Raw genomic sequence first — 17,795 nt, forward strand, 5'->3', positions numbered from 1 at the left:
CATGTTATAATATGATTAATAGACTAAGCATAATTTAGGAAAATTTTAAATATAGATAAACGAGGTGAACACTATGCGTTGTCCAAGATGTCATCATAATAACTCTCGCGTAATCGATAGCCGTCAAGCGGACGATGGTCGTGCCATTCGTCGTCGTAGAGAGTGTGAAAACTGTAATTACCGTTTTACAACGTTTGAGCGAATAGAAGCAGCTCCATTATTGGTTATTAAGAAAAATGGCGATCGTGAAGAATTTAATCGTGAGAAGATTTTACGCGGCTTGATCCGTTCAGCAGAAAAACGTCCAGTTGCAATGGAGCAAATGGAACAGATTGTTGATAATGTTGAAAATAGAGTACGTAGTTTAGGAGAAAATGAAGTTTCAACGACATTAGTTGGTGAGTATGTGATGGAAGATTTAGTAAATCTAGATGAAATTGCTTATATTCGATTTGCTAGTGTCTACCGTCAATTTAAAGATATGAGCGTATTTTTAAAAGAGTTACAAGGAATTGTAGACAAAGCAAAATCTTCCAATAAAGAAACAAACAATGAATAAGGGGGTCTTTCCTTGACTAACAATTGGAAAGAAATCCAGCCTAAAAATATTTTTCAAGTAACACTGTCCTATCCTTTATCGAATCAAGAGCAAGAAATATTGACTTTGCTTTATCAACCAATCGTTGGTGCAGAAGCCTTTAGTTTATATTTAACTCTGATGTCTGAAGTAGCTGAAGCAGGTATTAGTGAGTCGTTATTTCATTCAGATTTGATAACAATGATGGACATGAGTATCAACCAAATTCGCTCAGCAAGAAACAAGCTGGAAGGCATTGGTTTACTAACGACTTTAGTTAAAGCTGATACCGAGCTTGGGTCACACTTTCTTTATCGCTTAAATCATCCTGAGTCTGCGGAGCGTTTTTTTAAAGATGAAATTCTTACGTTAACACTATTAAATAGCGTGGGACAAAGAAAATTAGATAAGCTAATTGAACGATTTACACCCAAATTTTTCCATTCAGCGGGGTATGAAGATATTTCTGCTAGTTTTAAAGATGTTTATTCGTTTAAGGAAGCGCAACTTATTTCAGAAAGTACTCAATTGAGTAAATTAGAGCTAGCTTTCAAAGATCCTCGACCTGTAAAAAAACTAAGTGCGGTAAGTGAAACTTTTGATTGGGCATATTTTATCCAGGGATTAGAAAAACTAGGAGTTAAGCTGCCGGATAATAGTACTAGTTTTAAAGAAGAAGTTTACACATTTCATAATCTATTTGGGATTAATGAGCTTGATATGGTTGATTTTTGTTCGAAAGCGTTTGATTATTATACTAGTAAGATCGATGTTAAAGAATTTGAACGGACAATTTATCGAACCTATGACCCGGACAGAAAACAAAAGTCAGTTGAATTTCAACGTAATGAAAAAGCTGAATTATCTGAAGAAGATCAACAAACTTATCGGTATAATTCATTAAAAATGAATGGGTTTTCCACGCAAGATATTCAGATGATTATGGATATTGAGAAGATTTTTCCACTAAACTATTTAGAAGCGTTGAAAAATGAGCGCGGCGGCTATACGACACCACAAGAACGTTCATTAGTTAAATACCTTGTGAGTAAATCAGGTCTACCGAATAGTGTAATCAATGTTTTGATTAATTATGTATACAATATCCAAAAGCAACCGACATTAAAAGCTGACTATGTAAACCGAATTGCGAATGAATGGGCACAAAGCGGAATTGTATCTCCGGAAAAAGCGATTGAGCATGTCCGTGAATTAGCCAAAAAAAGTAAGGAACAAAAACAATCAAAACCGCGTTATAATCAATATAATCAGCCAGTTCGTCAAGAAACGTTGCCTGATTGGGTGGACAATCCAATTGAAGAGCAAAAATTATCAAAAGAAGAACAAGCTAAATTAGATAAAGAGATTCAAGATTTCTTAAGCAAAGGAGGGGACAAATAATGGAAGATGTAGGAAAAGAAATGTCAAAAATCATTCAAAAAAGAGACATGAACGAGCGCTATAATGAACTAGTTGAAAGTGTTTTAAAAGACAATGATGTGCAGCAGTTTATTGAAGAAAACCGTGATCGTTTAACAGATGAGGACATTCGAAAAAGTTATTCTAAGTTATATGAGTTTGTGCAGGAAAAACGTAAATATCAGTTGAATGATCCATCGATGATTGCACCAGGTTACGAGCCAAGGTTAACTTTGAATTTCCATTATATTGATGTCACCTATATGCCGACAGAAGCCTTGATTGCAAAACAAAAAGAAGAGGAAATCCGTAAGCGAGTTCGTGCAATGGATATGCCAAAAGATGTACGTGAAGCAAGTCTAAGCAGATTTGATACGGCATCACAAGGTCGAGCACAAGCTATGGCAGAAGCGATGAAATTTTTAAATGACTATACAACAAATCCGAAAGAATTTCATAAAGGTTTATATTTGCAAGGAACCTTTGGTGTAGGTAAATCATTTCTATTGGGTGCCATTGCCAATAGTTTAGCGGAACGCGGATTTGTTACAACTATTGTGCATTTTCCTACTTTTACTGTTGAAATGAAACAAGCGATTGCTAAAGATTTAGTTGGAGAAAAACTAGATGCTGTTAAAAAATCTCCTGTTTTAATGATTGATGATTTAGGTGCTGAATCAATGACTTCATGGATTCGTGATGATGTATTAAGTGTTATTTTACAATATCGCATGCAAGAACAATTGGTAACATTTTTTTCATCAAATTTGGATTTAAAAGACCTAGAAAAGCATTTAACTGTAACCCAAAGAGGTGAGCAAGAACCCTTAAAAGCTCGTCGATTAATGGAAAGAATTCGTTATCTAGCAAAAGAAATTACCATGACAGGTAATGATCGTAGAAATGGTTAAAAAGTTATCTATTTATTTAGATAACTTTTTTATTTGCTATTAAATTTTATGAAAAATTAATAGTTTTTGTTTTTTTTAGTGTTATTGATGGACTGCAATAAATTGTACCGCTATAATTAAACTACTAAATAGGAGGCGATAGAATGAAAAAATCACTAGTTATTTTATTAACAGGATTTACACTATTAGCTTTGAGCGCTTGCGGATCTAATCAAGATAAATCTACAAAAGAAAGTAGTGAAACATCAGTGAGCAGCCAAGAGCAACAATCAACAGATAACAGTCAGTCGAATGAACAGTCAGAATCAATATTTACAGCAACGTTAACTGAAGATGCTGTGAAAAATGAGACAGTCGACCAGTCGATTCGTTTAGTTTTAGATGATGTGAAGGCAGAGGAAGATCCTGACGAAATTTTGAATTCTTTTAAAAATGATGGGGTTATCTTAAATGTCGCTGAGGATCAATTTGCAGATGGAACTACAGAAGAAACATTGAAAAAAGGCGATCAAGTTAGATTTACACTAAAAGTTAATTCAATTATGACAATGTCAATACCACCACAAATTCCTGGAAATTCAATTGTTAAAGTCGAAAAAATTTAATAACAAAAAAGATAGTGTGTCAATGCACTAAAACAAGTGTTTTGATGCATTTTTTGGTGTTCTAATTCTTTTAAATAACGTTTTTTATATTAAGGTTTTTGTGAAAAAAAACAAAAAATGTTGACTTTTATTTTAGTTTGATGTTATAGTTTGTGCTGTAAGATAACTAAATAGATTTGTTAGGTGAGGCTCCTATACAAACACAGGCTACTGCCCAAAAACATCGAGAGATGCCAATGGGTAGAACAGGGATTGTCGATTACAAGGCTTTTCATAAGGTAGCTAAAAGCTCTGCTTTTTACGTTGTATAGTGCCAAAACTCAACGATTAGATCATACAGGCTTTTTTTGTGCGCTTATTTATGACCTTCCGATGAGTTTTGGCGGAAGGTTTTTTGCTGTGAATCACTACGATTGGCTTTGCCAGAGTAGATGATGAACAGTACTTGGCGACCAAAGGGAGCGAAGTCACATTACTAGTGAATCCCACCGAAGTAGCTAATACTACATCAATTTCAAAGAGCTAAAGCTCAAAGAATTGAAGGACTACGATTGGCTTCGCCAGAGTAGATGATGAACAGTACTTGGCGACCAAAGGAAGCGAAGTCGCATTACTAGTGAATCAGCCACTGCTGATAGCTCTATATCAATTTCAAGGGGCCAAAGTTTAGATAGTGGAATGTCTACGTTTGGTTTTGTCAGGTCTTACGATGAAGAATTCTTCGTGAAAGATTTCAGAAAATAAAGAGAAAACTAATTTCAAACGAAACTAGTCGTGAAGTATTGTGAAACAAAGGGCCAAACCAACCTACAAACAAATCAAAGAAAGGAGCAAATTAATGAATTTTTAATCAATGTATTTGTCAGTATTTTCGCCGGAATGATTATTGGTGCAGAACGGCAATGGCGGAAAAAATTAGCTGGAATGAGAACGATGACTTTAGTAACATTAGGCGCTTGTCTTTTCGTTTCATTATCAACGTTTATCCAAGAAGATAGCAGCCCATCAAGGATAGCTGCTCAAGTTGTTAGTGGTATTGGATTTTTAGCTGGTGGAGTAATTTTACGCGAAGGATTTAGTGTTACGGGAATTAATACTGCAGCGACTCTATGGTGTTCAGCAGCAGTAGGCAGTCTGATTGGCGCAGGATTTATTATTGAAGGTGCAGCATGTGCCGTTATCATTATGTTGGTCAATATTTTTCTCAGAAATCTATCTTTTAAGCTGGATAATTTAACGGAACAAAAAGTAGAAAATGAAACAGAATCGATCCATTATCTTTCCGTAATTGCTAGCAATTCAAGTGAAGTCATGCTTCGAACAGAAATCATTCAATTGTTGGATAAATATTGTTTAACCTTCACCAAGTTTTCATGTACAGATTTGGCTGGAAAAAAAGTTCGTTTGTTTTTAGAAATTGAAGCAACTAAAAATGGAGCATTGGTAGTTAATACAATAATTTCAGAACTGTCACAACTCTCAGAAGTTATCGAAATCAATCAAATGAGTAATTAAAAGAACGGAGGAATCAAAATGGTAAAACAGTGATGCTAAAAATTGTTCAATGGAATAGCAAAGAGTATTGGGTAGGGATCTCATTACGAAATAAACTTCTCAAAACAAGCGCAGGACAGCCATGGATAACAAAAGCACCTGAAGCAGAAAAAAAAGATATTCATATTGCGGCATTTATCAATGGAGAAGTAGCAGGAACATTATTGCTTTCTAAAAGAACTGAAACAGTAGTACAAGTCAAACAAGTTGCGATTGATGATGGATATCAAGGATTTGGAGTAGGTAAAAAATTATTGGGATTTGCTGAAAAAGTTGCCGAATTGTTAAATTTTGAGACAGTTTTTCTAACTGGTCGTAGTCAAGCATGGGGCTTTTATGAGCGGTTAGGCTATCAAAGTTTAGGTCAACCCTATACAGAATCACAACTAAAATTTAAAAAGTTTACGAAAGGCGTCATGAAAGAAAAAACAACATTGAAACTTGCTATAACAAAAAATATAACGCTAAAGGAGATGGAAACAAATGGATGACAGTAGTCAGAGGATCAAGGACTTATGTAAAAAGAATGTTATAGGCGAAACAAACAGAGTTACTATTATCTATTTGTTTCTAGGGTAAATAATACTATTACTCGTTTGGCGTTTCTTTTTTTCATTAGTCCATTAATCAAAAGAATTGGATTAGTTAGAAAGAAGGAGAAAAAAATGCAAAAAAATAACCAAACATATGAGTTCTTTGCAAGGAATTCAGCAGAAAATATTTTATCACTATTTAAAGCTTCAAAACGAGGCTTAACGAATCAACAGGCAACACTTTCCAGAGAAGAATTTGGAGAAAATATTATCACGCATGGGAAAAAAACGCCCTTATTTATCGAAATCATTAAAGCTTATTTTACCCCATTTACGATTGTTTTGATGGTTTTAGCTGCCATTTCATTTGTGACGGATTATGTGATTGCTCCACCTGAAGATCAGGACCTTATTGGGGTTATTATTATCGTTGCAATGGTACTAATTAGCGGTACAATGACATTGATTCAATCAGTGAAATCAAATCAAGCTGCGGAAAAATTGAACAATATGGTCAAAGTTACAGCGACGGTCGTTCGTAGACAAAGTGAAATTGAATTACCGATCGAAGAAATTGTCTGTGGAGATATTGTAAAATTGTCTGCGGGTGATATGATCCCAGCTGATATTCGCTTAATAAAAACGAAAGATTTATTTGTTTCTCAATCAGCAATGACTGGTGAAAGTTATCCTGTAGAAAAACGAGCAGATTACAAGTTAAATACGAAAAGTACAGAAACCGAATATGAAAATATCGTGTTTATGGGTAGTAATGTCATTAGCGGAAGTGCTGAAGGAATCGTTGTTTCTGTGGGGGATAATACACTTTTTGGTAAAGTTGCTCAAGATGTTTCAGAGAAAAATCCACAAACGAATTTTGAAATTGGTATTAGTAAAACTTCTTGGTTGTTAATCCGTTTTATGCTAGTAATGGCGCCAGCTGTATTTTTAATTAATGGATTGACGAAAGGTGACTGGTTCGAAGCTTTCCTTTTCGGCTTATCTGTTGCAGTTGGTTTAACACCTGAAATGTTGCCGATGATTGTGACGACAAATCTCGTTAAAGGCGCATCAAGTATGGCAAAAAAAGGCACGATTATTAAAAATTTAAATGCCATTCAAAATTTTGGAGCAATTGATGTTTTATGTACTGATAAAACTGGTACATTGACTCAAGACAAAATCATTCTTGAATATCACTTAGATTGTGATGGAAAAGAAGATAGTCGCGTGTTACGTCATGCTTTCTTCAATAGTTATTATCAAACAGGCTTAAAGAATTTGATGGACGTTGCGATTATTGATGCAGCAAAAGAAGAACTGTCAATTGATTCTTCAGAGTATAAAAAAGTAGATGAAATTCCATTTGATTTTCAAAGACGCCGCATGAGTGTGGTCATTGAAGATAAAACTGGCAAAACGCAAATGATCACAAAAGGCGCAGTAGAAGAAATGCTTGAAATCTCAAGCTATGTTGATTATCAAGGTTCGGTTACAGCTTTAACAGAATCATTGAAAAAAGAAATTTTGAAAACGGTAGAAAACTTAAATGAAGATGGACTACGTGTTTTAGCAGTTTCTCAGAAAACAAATCCAGCAACGGTAGACGAATTTTCTGTCTCTGATGAAAATGAAATGGTGTTGATTGGTTACTTAGCGTTCCTTGATCCGCCAAAAGAAACAACAAAAGCTGCCTTAGAAGCACTTAAAAATCACGGTGTTGGCGTTAAAGTATTAACAGGAGATAATGCTTTAGTGACAAAATCTGTTTGTAAACAAGTTGGTTTAGCTGATGAGCAATTGGTGACAGGTAGCGAAATCTCTCGTATGAATGATGTTGAATTAAAAACTGTTGCTGAAAAATATAATATTTTTGTAAAATTAACACCGAGTCAAAAAACACGACTGGTTAGAGTGTTAAGGGATGCTGGTCATACTGTTGGTTTTATGGGCGATGGAATCAATGATGCTCCAGCAATGAAAGAAGCGGATGTTGGGATTTCCGTTGATACAGCAGTTGATATTGCCAAAGAATCGGCTGATGTCATTTTATTGGAAAAAGATTTAATGGTGTTGGAACGTGGGTTATTAGCAGGGCGTTCAACTTTCGGCAATATTATGAAATATGTTAAAATGACCGCTAGTTCAAATTTTGGGAACATGTTTTCTGTAGTGGTGGCAAGTATCTTTTTACCATTCTTACCAATGTTGCCGTTACAGTTACTATTCTTGAATTTGATTTATGATATTTCATGTATGTCTATTCCTTGGGATAATGTCGATTCAGAGTATTTAAAAGAACCGAAAAAGTGGAATGCAACAAGAATTGGTTCATTTATGAAATGGTTAGGGCCAACAAGTTCTGTCTTTGATATTACAACCTATCTATTAATGTATTTTGTTATTTGTCCTCAATTAGTGGGTGGTAATTATCATGATTTAGGTCCAACTGAGCAAGCTGCGTTTATCGCAATTTTCCATGCTGGTTGGTTTGTTGAATCATTATGGTCTCAAACGTTAGTTATTCATACATTGCGTACACCGAAGATTCCGTTTTTACAAAGTCGCGCATCATTTATCTTAACGACGATTACTTCATTGGGAATTGCAGTAGGAACAATTTTACCTTACACAAGCTTTGGTCAAAATTTAGGTTTAACACAATTGCCACTAGTTTACTTTGGTTGGTTAGCATTAACAATTTTTGCGTACTTATTCTTAGTAATGATTGTAAAAAATATTTACGTGAAACGTTTTGGTGAGTTATTGTAATTAAGTAAAAGATAAACTTGTCTTGATTGAATAGAGTTGATTTGCTTTGGAAATTCAAAAGCAAATTAGCTCTATTTTTATAAATTAAAATTGAAAAACGGTTAATTCATTTCTTTATATTTGTAAAAAAAGCCAGAAGTTGTATCATAAAAATAGAGAGAAATTTATCGAAAAAAGTTTTGATTCTTGTTTGACCAAGACTGACCAATGGTGTATAATCGTTTTATAAGGTCAAAATAAGTCAGACTTAAGACCTTGAAAATAATCAGGCAAAAGGTGTAGTGCCTTTTTTAGCTATAAACGATACTATTAATGAAGAATACATTGTGAATCAAGAGCTTGGATATGGTTCATTCAGCTTTTGAAACTATCCAGCTTCATGAGCTAACTTCTTGGAAAAAAGATAAAAACCGAATGTGATAAAGAACATCACTTTCAATTTTTCCTATTTTTCAGTCGGAGTAATTCAAGCTCATTCAACTTTTAAAACTATCTAGCTTCATGAACCAACTTCTTGGAAAAAAGATAAAACCTGAATAAGGCAAAGAACGCCTTCCTCATGCTTTCCTATTTTTCATCGATGTTAAACGGTTCATTCAGCTTTTAAAATCAGGAGGTATTTTTATGAATATTGAGAAAATGACAACAACGTTGCAAGAAGCTATTGCAGAGGCTCAACAAGTAGCTGTTACGCGTCATCAGCAGGAAATTGATATTGCTCATTTGTGGAAAATATTTTTACAGCCTAATCATTTTGGTCGGAATTTTTACACGGATGCTGGTGTGGATGTGGATGCTTTTGAACGGGAAATTGATCGAGCAATTGATGAATTACCTAGTGTTCAAGGTGGAAATGTACAATATGGTCAAAGTATGAGTCAAAACTTATTTAATTTACTATCAGAAGCAGATAAATTGAGAGAATCTTTTCAAGATGAATTTTTAGCGACTGAAATCGTGATTTTGGCTCTGATGAAGTTAAAGAACTATCGCTTAACTAAATATTTAACTGGTCAAGGAATTAATGAAAAAGAATTACGAAAAAATATCGAAGACATGAGAGGAGGAGATCGTGTGACTTCTCAAAATCAAGAAGAACAATACAAAGCTTTAGAAAAATATGGTGTAGACTTAGTCCAACAAGTAAAAAGCGGCAAACAAGATCCAATCATCGGACGTGATGAAGAAATTCGTGATGTGATTAGGATTTTATCTCGTAAAACAAAAAATAACCCGGTCTTAATCGGGGAACCCGGTGTTGGTAAAACCGCAATTATCGAGGGATTAGCTCAACGGATTGTGCGTAAAGATGTTCCCGAAAATCTAAAAGACAAAACAATTTTTTCATTAGATATGGGGGCATTGATTGCAGGTGCTAAATTCCGTGGCGAATTTGAAGAACGTTTAAAAGCTGTGTTAAAAGAAGTCAAGAAAAGCGATGGACGGATCATTCTCTTTATTGATGAAATTCATAATATTGTTGGTGCGGGCAAAACGGAAGGCAGCATGGATGCCGGAAACTTGTTAAAACCAATGCTGGCACGTGGTGAATTACATTTAATTGGTGCGACAACGCTGGATGAATATCGTCAATATATGGAAAAAGACAAAGCGCTTGAACGCCGTTTCCAAAAAGTTTTAGTTAAAGAACCAACTGTTGAAGATACAATTAGTATTTTGCGCGGATTAAAAGAACGTTTTGAAATCCATCATAGCGTAAACATTCATGACAATGCCTTAGTTGCAGCTGCGACCTTATCTGATCGCTATATTACCGACCGCTTCTTACCAGATAAAGCAATTGATTTGGTTGATGAAGCCAGTGCAACAATTCGTGTTGAAATGAATTCAATGCCGACAGAATTAGACCAAGTTACTCGTCGATTAATGCAGTTGGAAATTGAAGAAGCAGCTTTGAAAAAAGAATCAGATGATGCTAGTAAAAAACGTTTAGGCACACTGCAGGAAGAATTGGCAGATCTTCGTGAAGAAGCTAATGCGATGAAGATGCAGTGGGAAACAGAAAAAGAAGAAGTAAATGCTGTCAGCAACAAGCGTTCTGAAATCGATAAAGCTAAGCATGAATTAGAAGATGCTGAAAATAATTATGATTTAGAGCGGGCAGCTGTTTTACGTCACGGTACAATTCCAAAGTTAGAAGAAGAACTAAAAGAACTTGAAGCTAAAAATGCAAGTGACAATGTAAAAATGGTGCAAGAAGCTGTAACCGAAAACGAAATCGCCCAAGTTGTTGGACGTTTAACTGGAATTCCAGTGACAAAATTAGTTGAGGGTGAACGTGAAAAATTAATGAAACTCAACGAAACATTGCACAAACGCGTGATTGGACAAGCTGAAGCAGTCGACGCAGTTAGTGATGCAGTGATTCGCTCACGTGCAGGTCTGCAAGATCCAAATCGTCCATTAGGCTCATTCTTGTTCTTAGGTCCAACAGGCGTAGGTAAAACAGAATTGGCTAAAGCTTTAGCAGAAGATTTGTTTGACTCAGAAGATCATATGGTGCGGATTGATATGAGTGAGTACATGGAAAAACATAGCGTCTCTCGTTTAGTCGGAGCCCCTCCAGGTTATGTCGGTTACGAAGAAGGTGGCCAATTAACCGAAGCCGTTCGTCGTAATCCATACACGATTGTTTTACTAGATGAAATCGAAAAAGCACATCCAGATGTGTTCAATATTTTACTACAAGTGTTAGATGACGGTCGTTTAACAGATTCTAAAGGACGAGTTGTTGACTTTAAAAATACTGTTTTGATTATGACGAGTAATATTGGTTCTCAATTATTGCTGGAAGGCGTGACACCAGAAGGTACAATTCCAGAAGAAGTTGAAGAACAAGTAATGACTATTTTACGCGGCAACTTCAAGCCAGAGTTTTTAAACAGAATTGATGATACGATCCTCTTTACACCGCTTAGCTTAGATAATGTGAAAGGAATCATTGGAAAAATGACTGCCCAACTAGCGAAACGCTTAGAACATCAAGAAATTGAATTAGTGATTTCAGATGAAGCGGAAACGTGGATTGCAGAAAGCGGTTATGATCCAGCTTATGGTGCCCGCCCATTGAAACGTTTTATCACGAAAGAAGTGGAAACACCGTTAGCGAAAGAAATTGTTTCTGGTCGTATAATGCCGAAAACAAAAGTAACCATCAGTTTGTTAAACAATCAGTTAGTATTTGAAAATGAACCGATTGAAGAGTAAATAGACAACTGAGATCATCTGCTTATAGTGCGGATGGTCTCTTTATTTGATTGAAATTAGTATAGATGAGCTGAAAAGATTGATTTGAGAAATTATATTGTGTAAAATCTAACTAGAATAAAATTGAGCCAAAAGAGGGATTTAGTGGAAAATAAGAAAAGACGATTAGAGGAACAACTTTGTTTTTCTTTGCAAACCGTATCTAAACAATTTAATCGGATGTATACTAAAGCGTTAAAACCATTTAACTTAACCTATCCGCAGTATTTAGTTTTGCTAGTGTTATGGGAGTATTCTGATCAGCGTATTTCTGATCTTGGTGAAAAACTACAATTGGATACCGGCACTTTGACTCCCATGTTAAAACGAATGGAGAAAAATGGTTTTATTAATCGGAATCGAGCAGTAGAAGATGAGCGGATTGTGATTGTTTCTTTATCGGAAAAAGCAATGCAATTAGAATCTGATATTTACCAATGTGTGGATGGATGTTTAACTCAATTGACACTAAATGAAGCGGATTATTTCACTTTGATTAAGCAAATTAATGACTTAAGTCAACAAGTGAATAAAATTAAATAAATGTTGTGAGCTTTTAAAATTGGGAGAATTCGGTTCCTAATTTTAAAAGTTCTTTTTTTAAGCATACCATTGTACATCTCTATAAATGTTGTGTACAATATAATTGTACGATATGATTATAAAAAAATTGGAGGCAATTCACATGAAAAAAATCTATTCAACAACAATTATCAATACAGGCGGAAGAAACGGGGAAGTTTATTCACCAGATAAGTCTTTTAGCTATCAAGTAACGTCACCAGGTCCACATCAAGAAAACAAAACAAATCCAGAACAATTATTCGCCGCAGCCTACAGTTCATGTTTCAATAGTGCTTTGGAACTTGTTATGGCCAAAGAAAAAATTCAATCTAAGAGCACAGTTAAAGCAACAGTTTCACTATTTAGTGATGAACAATCAGGTTTCCAAGTTGGCGTAGTATTATCAGTCAAAATTGATGATGTAGATCGTGAAACAGCTGAAAAATTAGTGAAAGCAGCACATGAAGTTTGCCCATATTCTAAAGCAACTAGAGGAAATATCTCCGTTGATTTAGAAGTTGAATAAAAAAAATAAGAGTGGCGCAGAACCGTTGCGCTACTCTTATTTTTTTATTTCTCTAATTTTCTAAAAGCATATGCTTTAAAGTACTCAGGTTTGTGCCGTTGAGTAAAGCTATAAACGGTTAAAATTAATGCACCAATCGTGTTTGTCAAAAGATCGCCCATTGTATCCATCAATGCTTCACGACCAATGTAAGGTTGTCCTGATTCAGTCATGTAACGTTGTAAGTTCATGTTGCCAATTGAGTCACAGAGAAATTCCCAAAATTCCCAGAAAACACCACATAATCCGGCAAAAGCAAAGCCCATAATAATAAATAACCAAGGACTAATTTTAGAAAAATCTGTATCTCTTAAACAATAACCAATAATCGCGTAACCCACAGCTACCAATAATATCGGACTAACAGCATGTAAAATTTTATCCCAAAATGAAACAACAATAATCAAGCGCAAACCAGTTCCAAGGAAAACCGCAATCCAAATGAAAAACCAATAATAAAGTCGAACCATCTTTGGGAAAACCAGGTTCGTAAACTTTGTAAAAACAAATGGCACAAAAATCACGGCAATCCCAGCAACCATTTCAAAACTTAACAAAACATACTGCTCAGTTGGCTGCACCATAAATGTTTTAATAATATTGACAATTAAGGTAATAACCCCAAAAATTAATAGAAAATAAAATGCTGCTTTTTCTTGTTTATCCTCAAAATCTAATTTCATAAAAACTCCTCCAATACGTTCTAATAGCTCAGGCGTTTAGCTGCTTTTCAATTAGTGTAAGAAAATCTTGTTCATCACTAACGATACTACCATTTAATTTTAAAAGTCCTACAGTGTATAAATTCAGATAATGGAATTGATTTTCCCCAACAGTATTTAATGCATCAATTTTTTTCGTATTATCAGCACCTTGTTGACGTGTATCAGTATACAAACCGATCATCGGAATATTTTTTGCGTAAGCTACGCCAATTTCAGAAGCCACTCCGGGATCAATGGTTAGTCCATCTAAAACAGCTACCAGTAAGTCACTTTCTAAAACTTTTTCAGTATCTGCTAAAGCGATCATTTTACTATCAGCATAGGCTGTTTTATCATTGATAGCTCCATTTTCTTGGGGTAAATAGACTTCAAGAGAATCGTCCAATTCACGAATTTTTTTCACTAAGTAATCATTGTAAAGTAAGTCAGCTGTTGCAAACATGGGTCCTGCAAAATAAATATTCATTTCTTCACCTCTAAGTTAGTTTCATTCTTTTATTTTAGAAAAATAGACAATTTGATTAACCAAATCTACTTTTTCAACCCGATAACCATAGGCAGTCCAAGCAGACGAAAAAGAGTGTTCTTTTTTTGTCCACCAAGCACTATACGTTTTTGCTAGTTCAGGCAACGTCTGATTTAAAGACATTTTTACTTCTATTTCCGAGAATGTTAGTTGGTTATTTGATGTTTCAGCTAGCAAGGTTGGAATAATAAGGAAGTCATTCATAAAATCATCCTTTATCGATTTTTTTAAAAGTAATCACTAAAGTAAGCTTCTTGATCGGGAAAAATTCGTTCTAAAGAATTTAGTGTTTCTTTATCCGTATCTAAACGTTCAATTCGATGGAGATAGGTAGGGCGGCGATAATTCATTAATAAGCATGTTAATGTCTGAATATCAATATGAACTGGCTGGCCCAAGGGTTCATCCGTTACTGAAACTTGGTCATCTTCATCCCAAATTAAACCAAAAATACCATTATTCCATTCAGCCACAGGATCCGTTACAACGAAATGGAACGGTTTCGCCGTACTGAAATAGGGATAAGCTAAAAGCATCTCTTTCACATCTACAATTCTAGCCATAAAATAAGGTTCGATAGTTTCTTTAATCTGGCTATCGTCTAATAAGAAAGCTAAAGGTTCGTTTTTGTAAATATCGCCTTGAACCCAATAAACCATTGAAAAGTGAGCAGAAACAAAATTCCACAAACCATTTCGAGCTTCCTGATTAATATAAAACATTTCTTTGATATGAAAAACTTCTTCAGCAACCCAATAAAAAAGTACCCCTAACGGTTCTTGATTTGCACCATAATAAACAGCGGCTGTTCGTTCATCTTCATTTTCAAAGCGCCAGTATTCTTCCCAGTTAAACTCACTTCGAATTAAGGCTCCGTGATTTTGACGAGCAAATTTAGCATAAACAGTAAAAACATCTTCATGGTCAACACTGACACGTTCCACCATTCCCGGTACATCCACTTGTTTAGGTAACTGAGTATCGCGAATTTTAAAAGACAACTTATCCGACATGATTTCCCAGCCTTTTCTGCGATAGTAAGGGATACTGTAAGGATAAAGATAAGAGATCCACTGCTTGTCTTCACGCATATTTTTAAGTGCTAAATGAATTAAATCCTGCATTAAACCGTGGTTAGCATATTCAGGGTAAGTTCCAACTCCTGTGACACCGCCCATTTTAAATAACGTGCCATGAATATTCACTTCACAAGGATATATTGCGATTTGAGAAATTAGCTTATCTTCATGAAACCAGCCAAAAACTTTTGATTGTTCTAAAATAGGTTGCTTGGATTTAATTAATTCCTTTTTACTTTCATAGCCGCTTTCTTCTAAATCAGCTTCTGTAAATTGAAAAACATAACTTAGCAATTCGTTGAATTGATCGACATATTTTTCATCGACTGCTTTTAATTCTAAATTTTCTCTGAACTCTTTTTGGTCCATTTTTCCATCTCCAATATTTTTACTACTCTTAGTATAACAAAAAAGCTAAAAGAAATAGAGTATTTGATTGCTAAGAATGAGTAAATCTGATAAATCTTGTTTATTTTAGATGAAAATAGGTCTTAATTTAGGCTGTTTCCTTCGTTGTTTTGTTAACCTATGAAAGTTCTTTAAATATAGTAGAAATCTTGCTATAATGGGAAGTGCTGATTGAAATTGATCGGAGCAGTAAGCAGTTTGATCTAAGTAGTAAAAAACATGCTTATGTAGCTTTTCATAAAAGAAATGAGGACTATGAATGAATATAAATGAAATGAAGCAACGACAAGAAAAAATTCGTAATTTTTCCATTATTGCTCATATTGACCACGGTAAATCAACTTTAGCTGACCGAATTCTTGAAAAAACCAATACAGTGACATCAAGAGAGATGCAGGATCAGTTATTAGATTCGATGGATTTGGAAAGAGAACGCGGTATTACAATTAAGTTGAATGCAGTTGAGTTGACGTATACAGCCAAAGATGGCGAAACGTATATTTTTCACTTGATTGATACGCCGGGACATGTCGATTTTACTTATGAAGTTTCTCGTAGTTTGGCTGCTTGTGAAGGTGCGGTGTTAGTAGTGGACGCAGCTCAAGGGATCGAGGCTCAGACACTAGCGAATGTCTACTTAGCTTTGGATAACGACTTAGAAATCTTACCCGTAATCAATAAAATCGATTTACCTGCTGCAGATCCTGAGCGTGTACGGGGAGAAATTGAAGATGTGATCGGTATTGATGCTAGTGAAGCCGTGTTAGCAAGTGCCAAAGCAGGGATTGGAATCGAAGATATTTTAGAACAAGTTGTTGAATATGTACCGGCTCCAGCTGGTAATTTAGATGCGCCGTTAAAAGCTTTGATTTTCGATTCTGTTTATGACAGTTATCGCGGGGTTGTTTTAAATGTTCGTGTAATGGATGGTGTTGTTCGTCCAGGAGATAAAATCCAAATGATGAGTAACGGTACCACGTTCGATGTTACCGAAGTAGGTGTTTTTTCTCCCAAAGCAATTGCCCGGGATTATTTAATGGTCGGTGATGTAGGATATATTACAGCTAGTATTAAAACTGTTCAAGATACACGCGTTGGTGATACGGTAACACTAGCGAATAATCCGGCGGAAGAAGCCTTGCCTGGTTATCGTAAAATGAATCCAATGGTTTATTGCGGACTTTATCCGATTGATACTTCTCGCTATAATGATTTAAGGGAAGCTTTGGAAAAATTACAATTGAACGATGCCGCGTTACAATTTGAGCCTGAAACCTCTCAAGCTTTAGGTTTTGGTTTCCGTTGTGGTTTCTTAGGTTTGCTGCATATGGATGTTATTCAAGAACGTTTAGAGCGTGAATTTAATTTAGACTTGATTACAACTGCGCCGTCCGTAATTTATCATGTAAACAAAACTGATGGAACTCAAGTAGTTGTTGATAATCCAGCTGAATTCCCAGAACCTGTTTCGATTGATTCAGTAGAAGAACCCTATGTGAAAGCACAAATTATGGTACCGAATGAATACGTTGGTGCAGTAATGGAATTATCACAAAGAAAACGTGGAGAATTTATCACGATGGACTACTTAGACGATTATCGTGTGAATGTGGTCTATGAAATTCCTTTATCAGAAATCGTGTTTGACTTTTTTGATAAACTAAAATCAGGAACAAAAGGCTACGCTTCTTTAGATTATGAAATGACTGGTTATAAAACTAGCCGCTTAGTGAAGATGGACATCTTATTAAATGCTGAAAAAGTCGATGCATTAAGCTTTATTGTTCATCGTGATTTTGCTTTTGAACGTGGAAAAGCAATTGTTGAGAAGTTGAAAAAATTAATTCCAAGACAACAATTTGAAGTGCCGATCCAAGCAGCAATTGGTCAAAAAATTGTGGCACGTTCTGATATTAAAGCCTTGCGTAAAAATGTACTGGCGAAATGTTACGGCGGAGATGTTTCACGAAAACGTAAATTACTGGAGAAACAAAAAGAAGGTAAAAAACGTATGAAACAAATCGGTTCGGTAGAAGTTCCGCAAGAAGCATTCATGGCAGTTCTGAAAATGGATGAGGACGATCAGAAGAAATAGTATGGGTTTGCTTGGTTTGTAAGCTTGATAATTGAAATGAGAGTGGGACAGTAGTCCTCTCGCTAAAAGAAAAAAAGTCCGATTTTGATACTATTCATCAAAATCGGACTTTTTTGGAGCACTAAATCTTGAATTGTGTGGCCATTAATCATTCATTAATAAAAACAGCACTTCAAGTTTCTCTTTTTTCTTTAT

The 17,795-nt window shown here is 35.2% G+C and carries 15 protein-coding genes and 1 riboswitch; of the genes, 11 read left to right on the plus strand and 4 right to left on the minus strand.

Features of this window, described 5'->3' with window-relative positions:
* Positions 1-73: 73 nt before the first annotated feature.
* From nrdR to C240_RS05655, 10 genes are all read left to right on the plus strand, one after another.
* On the plus strand, positions 74-559 hold the full coding sequence (nrdR, locus tag C240_RS05610; RefSeq protein ID WP_271492039.1) for a transcriptional regulator NrdR: 486 nt from the start codon (positions 74-76) through the stop codon (positions 557-559).
* 12 nt (positions 560-571) lie between these two features.
* Positions 572-1,978, plus strand: a complete 1,407-nt coding sequence (locus tag C240_RS05615) for a replication initiation and membrane attachment family protein (protein ID WP_271492042.1) — start codon at positions 572-574, stop codon at positions 1,976-1,978.
* Complete coding sequence (gene dnaI, locus C240_RS05620) at positions 1,978-2,907, plus strand: primosomal protein DnaI (protein WP_271492044.1); 930 nt, start codon at positions 1,978-1,980, stop codon at positions 2,905-2,907. Before C240_RS05615 ends, dnaI begins: the two co-directional genes overlap by 1 nt.
* A 143-nt stretch (positions 2,908-3,050) precedes the next feature.
* Entirely contained in the window at positions 3,051-3,512 is a 462-nt protein-coding gene (locus C240_RS05625; RefSeq protein ID WP_271492046.1) for a hypothetical protein, read from the plus strand.
* A 168-nt stretch (positions 3,513-3,680) separates the two neighbouring features.
* Positions 3,681-3,851, plus strand: a riboswitch (M-box (ykoK) riboswitch).
* A 435-nt stretch (positions 3,852-4,286) separates the two neighbouring features.
* Complete coding sequence (locus C240_RS05630; RefSeq protein ID WP_271492048.1) at positions 4,287-5,027, plus strand: MgtC/SapB family protein; 741 nt, start codon at positions 4,287-4,289, stop codon at positions 5,025-5,027.
* A 32-nt stretch (positions 5,028-5,059) separates the two neighbouring features.
* A complete protein-coding gene (locus tag C240_RS05635) occupies positions 5,060-5,557 on the plus strand; it encodes a GNAT family N-acetyltransferase (RefSeq protein WP_271492050.1) in 498 nt (165 codons plus the stop codon).
* 144 nt (positions 5,558-5,701) lie between these two features.
* Positions 5,702-8,371: a magnesium-translocating P-type ATPase gene (mgtA, locus tag C240_RS05640; RefSeq protein ID WP_442896576.1), complete on the plus strand. Its 2,670-nt coding sequence runs from the start codon at positions 5,702-5,704 to the stop codon at positions 8,369-8,371.
* Between the two features lie 624 nt (positions 8,372-8,995).
* Positions 8,996-11,599 carry an ATP-dependent chaperone ClpB gene (gene clpB, locus C240_RS05645; protein ID WP_271492054.1) on the plus strand — a complete coding sequence of 868 codons (2,604 nt, stop codon included), beginning with the start codon at positions 8,996-8,998 and terminating at the stop codon, positions 11,597-11,599.
* Between the two features lie 144 nt (positions 11,600-11,743).
* Positions 11,744-12,181 (plus strand): MarR family winged helix-turn-helix transcriptional regulator, encoded by a 438-nt coding sequence (locus tag C240_RS05650; RefSeq protein ID WP_271492056.1) that lies wholly within the window; start codon positions 11,744-11,746, stop codon positions 12,179-12,181.
* 142 nt (positions 12,182-12,323) lie between these two features.
* Positions 12,324-12,728, plus strand: coding sequence for an organic hydroperoxide resistance protein (locus tag C240_RS05655; RefSeq protein ID WP_271492058.1), 405 nt, complete (start codon positions 12,324-12,326; stop codon positions 12,726-12,728).
* 44 nt (positions 12,729-12,772) lie between these two features.
* Here C240_RS05655 and C240_RS05660 read toward each other — a convergent pair whose 3' ends face one another.
* Genes C240_RS05660 through C240_RS05675 form a run of 4 tightly spaced genes read right to left on the minus strand, consistent with a single transcriptional unit; the run spans position 12,773 to position 15,466 of the window.
* Positions 12,773-13,450, minus strand: a complete 678-nt coding sequence (locus C240_RS05660) for a hypothetical protein (RefSeq protein ID WP_271492060.1) — start codon at positions 13,448-13,450, stop codon at positions 12,773-12,775.
* A gap of 28 nt (positions 13,451-13,478) precedes the next feature.
* The gene (locus tag C240_RS05665; RefSeq protein WP_271492062.1) at positions 13,479-13,958 is read right to left on the minus strand and encodes a nucleoside 2-deoxyribosyltransferase; all 480 of its coding nucleotides are present in this window, start codon (positions 13,956-13,958) and stop codon (positions 13,479-13,481) included.
* Positions 13,959-13,979: 21 nt separating this feature from the next.
* Positions 13,980-14,222 carry a DUF7662 domain-containing protein gene (locus C240_RS05670; RefSeq protein WP_271492065.1) on the minus strand — a complete coding sequence of 81 codons (243 nt, stop codon included), beginning with the start codon at positions 14,220-14,222 and terminating at the stop codon, positions 13,980-13,982.
* Between the two features lie 23 nt (positions 14,223-14,245).
* Positions 14,246-15,466: a GNAT family N-acetyltransferase gene (locus tag C240_RS05675; RefSeq protein ID WP_271492068.1), complete on the minus strand. Its 1,221-nt coding sequence runs from the start codon at positions 15,464-15,466 to the stop codon at positions 14,246-14,248.
* Positions 15,467-15,764: 298 nt separating this feature from the next.
* Here C240_RS05675 and lepA point away from each other — a divergent pair, with 298 nt between their 5' ends.
* The gene (gene lepA / locus C240_RS05680; protein WP_271492071.1) at positions 15,765-17,600 is read left to right on the plus strand and encodes a translation elongation factor 4; all 1,836 of its coding nucleotides are present in this window, start codon (positions 15,765-15,767) and stop codon (positions 17,598-17,600) included.
* The last annotated feature ends 195 nt before the right edge of the window (positions 17,601-17,795 follow it).

This window comes from Enterococcus sp. 5H (assembly GCF_028128615.1).
Taxonomy (GTDB): Bacteria; Bacillota; Bacilli; order Lactobacillales; family Enterococcaceae; genus Enterococcus_L.